Genomic DNA, 6,244 nt, shown 5'->3' with positions numbered 1-6,244 from the left:
ACCACAAGGATGCCCGCTCGACTTGCATGTGTTAAGCCTGCCGCCAGCGTTCGCTCTGAGCCAGGATCAAACTCTCAAGTTGAAGAGCTGATCAAAGCTGATCACAACATAAACGGAAGCACACAACCAACCAGCGTTTCCGCCGGTCGTGTGAGCACCGAAACGTCGAACCAGCATCATCCTACTCACGATCCAGGCCAAAACCCGGATCCGCAGGGACAACGCCGTCCACGCTTCTCTTTCTCAGATGCACTTGTCAAAGAGCAGGCCGGCTCGCACCGGCAATCATCGGCAACAACAGGACCAGCACCTGACCAAGGTCAGGCTCGCCGGCCCAGACTGTGCAGAAGACGTCTCAGCGCCCGGTCCGCGGTAGCGGCCGGCGCCGATGGGCTGGGATATACGGGCGGCTCCCCGGACCGTCAACCCCTTTGTGAAGCTCTCGCGACAGCCGTCTCCGGGCAAGGAGGCACGGGACGCGATCGGCTGGCGCTTCGATCCGCCGAAGATGAAACGCGGCCACACCCCTGCGTCCATGATTGGTAGGCCGCTTGACGGAGACAGGCGACTTCCAGAAAACGGATTAGGCCGAAGAGCTGATCACCTAAAGCCCGCGAAAGTTCCTCTCTCTGATGATCACCCCCGGAAATGCCGCACCGTCCCGGATGCTCGAAGCTCCGACGATCCGACAGCACTCCCTGACCCTGGGGAAGAACTCGCGGTCGCAGATCAAGTCCCAGAAGCCGCTGATTCTCTGGATGACCGGCCTCTCGGGGGCGGGAAAATCAACGGTCGCCGACCGGATCGAGCACAGACTCTGGCAATGCGGTCATCATACGATGATCCTCGACGGCGATAATCTGCGCTTCGGGCTCAACAAGGACCTCACGTTCACGGATGCCGGCCGGGTCGAAAATATCCGCCGGACCGCGGAGGTCGCCAAGCTCATGCTGGATGCAGGCTTGATCGTGATCTGCTCCCTGATCTCGCCGTTCCGGCGCGAGCGGACGGAGGCCCGCCAACTGGTCGGTGCTGATGAGTTCCTCGAGGTCTTCGTCGATGCGCCCCTCGACGAGTGCATGCGCCGCGATCCGAAAGGGCTCTACGCCCGAGCACTTGCTGGGCAAATTCCCAACTTCACCGGCATTTCCTCGCCCTACGAGCCGCCGGATGCACCCGAGATCCACCTGCGGACCGACATGGCCGATGTCGACACCCTGGCCGGGCAGGTTCTCGACGAGTTGCGGCGCCGGGGCATCATCGCCTGCGTTCCGTGAGGCGCATGCACGCCGCGCGGAGGATCCCCCCTCGCCTCCTGTCTCACCACGGCGGGGGGCGAATCCGGGCGGAGGGAACATTGTCGAACGTGGTCCCGTCGCGGAGGCGACCGGAATCACGGTCGGATACCGCGCGATCCACGCAACCCGGAGTCGGGCCGAGCTTCTGATCCGGCTCTCGCCTGCCTCGTCCCCGCGCTGGCCGTCTGCCCCCCGGATCGTCGCGAGGATCCGGCGAGCCGCCCGGCGCGACTCACGCGGCCGGAGGCGACGCCTCGGCCTTGGCCTCCTCGGCGCATTTGAGGCAGAGCTGGCGCTTGGCGAGGAGGGCAGCGACCGCGTTCGCGCCCTCGAAGCTGACGACGTGACCGCATTCGAGGACGTTGAGCACCCGCTGATCGGGATCGTCGCGCTCACCCGAAGGATAGCAGCGGATCGCCGTCACGCGGCGCATCGGGATCTCAGCCTGCATGGCGGTGCCCTGGATTCTCGTTACGGTGGCGAGGGCCACCTTGCCGCGCGACCGCGGCACCTTCTCGTCGGCCGCTCCTTAGCACGGAGCGGGCCGGCGCGCAGTGGGGGGCGCCGCCTGCCTCATGTCGCAGGGGTGGGGCTCGCCTGCCCGCCGCACAGGCCCCGCACCTCGTCAGTCCCGGCGCGGCCCGTCTCCACGACCTGCGCGTGGTGCATCGGCTCCGCTCCCCGGTCGCGGGGCTCCGGCGGGCCGAAACGTCGAGCTCGCCGACGGCGATACCCTGTACGAGGATCCGCGCCACCCCTACACCGGGGCTGCCTGCCATCGGGCCGATGACCGACCCGGAGGCCGGCCGTCGCAAGAGATCGCCCCCGGCCACCGGGTTGGCGCAACCGGTTAACGCGTAGCAAGGAAACGTCACGGTGAGGGATTTCTCGAAGCCCGGGCGCTCGCCCGTCTACGCCGCCAACGCCGCCGTCGCGACGTCCCACCCGCTCTCGACGCTCGCCGCCATCGAGGTGCTGCGCTCCGGCGGCAATGCGGTCGATGCCGGCATCGCCGCGGTGGCGGTGCAGTGCGTGGTCGACCCGCTGATGACCGGCATCGGCGGCGACTGCTTCGCCCTCTACGCGCCGAAGGGCGCGGCCGTGCCGATCGCCCTCAACGGGTCCGGCCGCAGCCCGGCGGCGGCGCATGATGCCTGGTTCCTCGAGCGCGGCATCACCCTGACCCCGACCTCGCCCCATGCCGTCACGGTGCCGGGGGCGGTCGCCGCCTGGGCGAAGCTGCTCCAGGATCACGGCACCCGCAGCCTCGGCGAGTTGCTGCAGCCGGCGATCCGCTACGCCGAGGACGGCTACCCGGTGCAGTCCCGGGTCGCCCTCGACTGGTCGCGCAGCGTCGAGCGCGTCGCCGGCGATCCGGCCTCCGCCGCGACCTACCTGATCGACGGCCACGCGCCGGTCGCCGGCACGATCATGCGCCACCCGCGCCTCGCCGCCACGCTCCGGCGCATCGCCGCGGAGGGCCTGCGCGGCTTCTACGAGGGGCCGGTAGCCGAGGACATCGTCGCGCGCCTGCGCGATCTCGGCGGCCTGCACACCCTCGACGACTTCGCGGCGGCGGCGCCCGAGATCGTCACCCCGGTCACCACCCGCTACCGCGGCTACGACGTCTACGAATGCCCGCCGAGCGGCCAGGGGCTCGCGGTGCTGATGATGCTCAACGTGCTGACGCATTACGATGTCGCGGCCCTGTCCGAGCTCGACCGGGTCCACCTCTTCGCCGAGGCCTGCAAGCAGGCCTACCACCACCGCGACGCGCTCTTCGCCGATCCGGTCCTCAACCGGGTGCCGGTGGAGCACCTGCTCTCCGAGGCCTGGCGGGCGAGCGCCCACGGCGCCATCGACATGGCGCGCGCGCAGGAACCGGTGATTTGGCCGGAACTCGTCCACAAGGACACGGTGTACTTGAGCGTGGTTGACCGGGACGGCAACGCCCTGTCGCTGATCAACTCGATCTTCCAGGGCTTCGGCAGCGGCATCACCGCGCCGGAGAGCGGCGTGCTCCTGCACAATCGCGGCCTGTCGTTCCGCATCGATCCGGGCCACCCGAACACGATCGGGCCGAGGAAGCGACCGATGCACACCATCATCCCCGGCATGCTGATGCGCGACGGGCAGACGGTGGCGCCCTTCGGCGTGATGGGCGGGCACTACCAGGCGATGGGCCACGTCGAGCTGCTCACCGGCCTCATCGACCGCGGCCTCGACGTGCAGGAGGCACTGGATGCCCCCCGCAGCTTCGCCTATGGCGGCGGGATCGAGATGGAGCCAGGATTCTCGGAGGGCGTCGTCGCCGGGCTCGAGGCGCGGGGACACCGCACCATCCCGGCCTCCGGCCCGATCGGCGGCGGCCAGATCATCTGGATCGACCGGCAGCGCGGGGTGCTCGCCGCGGGCTCCGACCCGCGCAAGGACGGCAGTGCGCTCGGCTACTGAGGTGACCATGCCCCCCTTCGACATCGATGCCGCCGCCGCGGCCCTCCTCGACGCACGCCGCAGCCGCAGCCGCCTCGACGCCCTCCCCGAGGGCGCGAGGCCGGGCAGCGAGGCGGAGGCCTACGCGGTGCAGGACGCGGTCGCCCGCGCCCTCGGCCCGGTGGCCGGCTGGAAGGTCGGTGCGCCCGGCGCCACCGCCGCCCCGGCCCGGGCCGCCCTCCACGCCGACACGATCTTCGAGACCGACGAACTCCCGGCCTCGCTGTTCCACGTCATCGGGGCGGAGGCCGAGATCGCCTACCGCTTCGGCCGCGACCTGCCCCCGGAGGCGGGTCCCTACGACCGCGAGGCGGTGCTGGCGGCGGTCGCCACGATGCACCCGGCGATCGAGATCGCCGACACCCGCTTCGCAGTGTTCGGCGCCGTCGATGCCCACAGCCAGCGCGCCGACCAGCAGAACCACGGCGTGCTGGTGCTCGGGCCCGGTCTCTCGGACTGGCGCGGCCTCGACCCGGTGACCCAGCCGGTGCGGCTCACGGTCGACGGCAAGACGCTTCACGATCACGTCGGCGGCAACTCGGCGGTCGATCCCGTGCGCCTGCTGGTCTGGCTCGCCAACGAGGGCGCCCGGTCGCTCGGCGGAATCAGGGCGGGCCAGGTCGTCACCACCGGTTCCTGCACCGGCACGGACTTCGTGACGGCGCCGACCCGGATCGCGGCGGAGTTTCCGGGACTGGGAAGCGTGGCGCTGACCATCGGGTAACCGCGCGGCCGCGCGGGCCGGCGCCGCATCCGGGCGGCGCCGGCCCTCAGGCCCCGCTCAGCCTGCGCAGCGCCAGGCGATAGGTCATGTCGTGCGACGCGAGCGTGTCGGCGACGAAGAGGTCGAGGGCGGCGATGCCCCGCCGGGTCACGTCGAGCGCCTTGCGCTTGCTGCCATGGCGGACCAGCAGGCCGCGCTCCTCCGCCCGGATCAGGACGTTCCGGACATGCGACCGGGAGATGCCGAGGCGCGGCTGCAGGGCGGCGAGGTCGCTCTCGCGGATGACGCGGCCCGGATCCGCAATCCTCCAGTCCGACAGCAGGAGCAGCACGTTGACGCCGTGATTCATGAGCGTGAACGGCACGAGGTCGTGGTTGCGGGCGAGGAAGCGGGCGATCTCCGGAAAGTACCGGGTCGAGACGAAGCGTTGCGCCCTCTGGAAATCCGGGTCCCGGATGAGGGCGGCCCGGTAGCCGGGCTCGGGGTAGAGCATCTGGAGAGCGGTGTAGTACGACGCCAGGACCTCGCGGTCCCAGGCCAGCAGCGTAACGGACGAACGGAGCAGCTTGATCCGGCGGTCGGCCGCGGATTGCTCCAGGACGACGTGGCCGGTCTCGACCAGGCGCGCGATGAAGTCGTCGATCTGCCGCGGGCCGCAGAGACCGAACACCGCGACAGCCTCCTTCAGGCGGGTCAGGGTCGGCCACGTCGTGCGGTCGGCCGGGTCGTAGGCGGCATCGTTGCAGACGATCGTGCCGAGGGTGGCGACGCGGTACACGACGCTCTGCCAATGTCCCGGGAACGCGGCGATCTCGTACCGTGCGATGGTCTCGGCGACGTAGCGGCGCCTCATCCGCGGGAAGCCCGGATGCGCGAGGATCTCTCCCGTCGTGCGATGCTCGATCCCGGGGACGAAGGGCTGGAACAGGTCAGCGTCCGGATGCGCCTCGCCGGTCTGCTCGCACCGTGCCGTCATCGCCATGCGGTTGCCCGAACCCGTGGGAATCGCCGACGCATGCCCCCGCGACGGCACGAGGGCGAGATCGCGGCATCGCTCGATCGCTCGCTACCTTGTGGCGTCCGGCTCGATCGGCGTCAATCATGCGGGCTTCGCGCACCACCGGGAGATGGCCCCTGAGCGAGCTTCGCGGACGTAGCGTCCGGTCTCGCTACGAGAACCCGCGGCAGACGGGGTGCCGACGCGGACGAAGCGTCGGCCTGCCGACGCCGATCCGCCGAGGCCGGTCCGACCGGGAGACGCCGTCACGCGTCGAGCTGCCTGATCCACGTGTCCAGGGTCGTCGTGCCGCCGCCCCCACGCCACCCGGCCAGTCCCTCGTCGGCCACGCTCCGCGGCGAGACGCCGTAATGGCGCTTGAAGGCGCGGCTGAACGTTCTCTCGTCCGCGAAGCCCGACCTGTAGGCGACGGCCGAGACCCGGGGGCGGGCGCCGTCCGGGGCGCAGGTCAGGAGCTGCATCGCCCGGGCGAGGCGACGGTTGCGGATGTAGGCATGGATGCCGCCCTCCGTGGCGAGCTGGCGGTAGAGCGTGGCGCGGGACAGGCCGAACCGTGCGCAGATCATCTCCGCACCGAGGTCCGGCGAGGCGAGCCTGCTCTGGATGAAGGCCCGGATCTCGGTGCTGACCCGCCGCTCCGCCAGGTGCGGATCGGCGGGCGGGGCGGGGATCGCCGCCCGGCACAGCTTTGCGGCCGCGGCCGCGACGCCG

At 70.4% G+C, this 6,244-nt stretch carries 6 protein-coding genes and 1 rRNA gene; 3 read left to right on the top strand and 4 right to left on the bottom strand.

Going from position 1 to position 6,244, the window contains the following annotated elements; genetic code table 11:
* Nucleotides 1-82 (bottom strand): 16S ribosomal RNA (locus tag VQ02_RS14235); the annotation flags it as partial.
* Nucleotides 83-632: 550 nt separating this feature from the next.
* On the opposite strand from VQ02_RS14235, the gene cysC reads away from it, so the two are divergent.
* On the top strand, nucleotides 633-1,277 hold the full coding sequence (gene cysC / locus VQ02_RS14230) for an adenylyl-sulfate kinase (RefSeq protein WP_048444859.1): 645 nt from the start codon (nucleotides 633-635) through the stop codon (nucleotides 1,275-1,277).
* Between the two features lie 253 nt (nucleotides 1,278-1,530).
* On the opposite strand, the gene VQ02_RS14225 is transcribed toward cysC, so the two are convergent.
* The gene (locus VQ02_RS14225; RefSeq protein WP_157080622.1) at nucleotides 1,531-1,809 is read right to left on the bottom strand and encodes a hypothetical protein; all 279 of its coding nucleotides are present in this window, start codon (nucleotides 1,807-1,809) and stop codon (nucleotides 1,531-1,533) included.
* A gap of 365 nt (nucleotides 1,810-2,174) precedes the next feature.
* Here VQ02_RS14225 and ggt point away from each other — a divergent pair, with 365 nt between their 5' ends.
* Both ggt and VQ02_RS14215 read left to right on the top strand, forming a co-directional pair.
* A complete protein-coding gene (gene ggt / locus VQ02_RS14220; RefSeq protein WP_048444857.1) occupies nucleotides 2,175-3,752 on the top strand; it encodes a gamma-glutamyltransferase in 1,578 nt (525 codons plus the stop codon).
* Between the two features lie 7 nt (nucleotides 3,753-3,759).
* Complete coding sequence (locus VQ02_RS14215; RefSeq protein WP_048444856.1) at nucleotides 3,760-4,515, top strand: 2-keto-4-pentenoate hydratase; 756 nt, start codon at nucleotides 3,760-3,762, stop codon at nucleotides 4,513-4,515.
* Nucleotides 4,516-4,561: 46 nt separating this feature from the next.
* On the opposite strand, the gene VQ02_RS14210 is transcribed toward VQ02_RS14215, so the two are convergent.
* Together VQ02_RS14210 and VQ02_RS14205 are read right to left on the bottom strand one after the other, a co-directional pair.
* Entirely contained in the window at nucleotides 4,562-5,497 is a 936-nt protein-coding gene (locus VQ02_RS14210) for a hypothetical protein (protein ID WP_053080370.1), read from the bottom strand.
* A 281-nt stretch (nucleotides 5,498-5,778) separates the two neighbouring features.
* The coding region (locus VQ02_RS14205) for a helix-turn-helix transcriptional regulator (RefSeq protein WP_157080621.1) at nucleotides 5,779-6,244 on the bottom strand (466 nt) is incomplete at its 5' end.

It is taken from the genome of Methylobacterium variabile (genome assembly GCF_001043975.1).
GTDB lineage: Bacteria > Pseudomonadota > Alphaproteobacteria > Rhizobiales > Beijerinckiaceae > Methylobacterium > Methylobacterium variabile.
The sequence above is the reverse complement of the archived record's forward strand: the minus strand, read 5'-3'. Positions and strand labels throughout refer to the sequence as shown.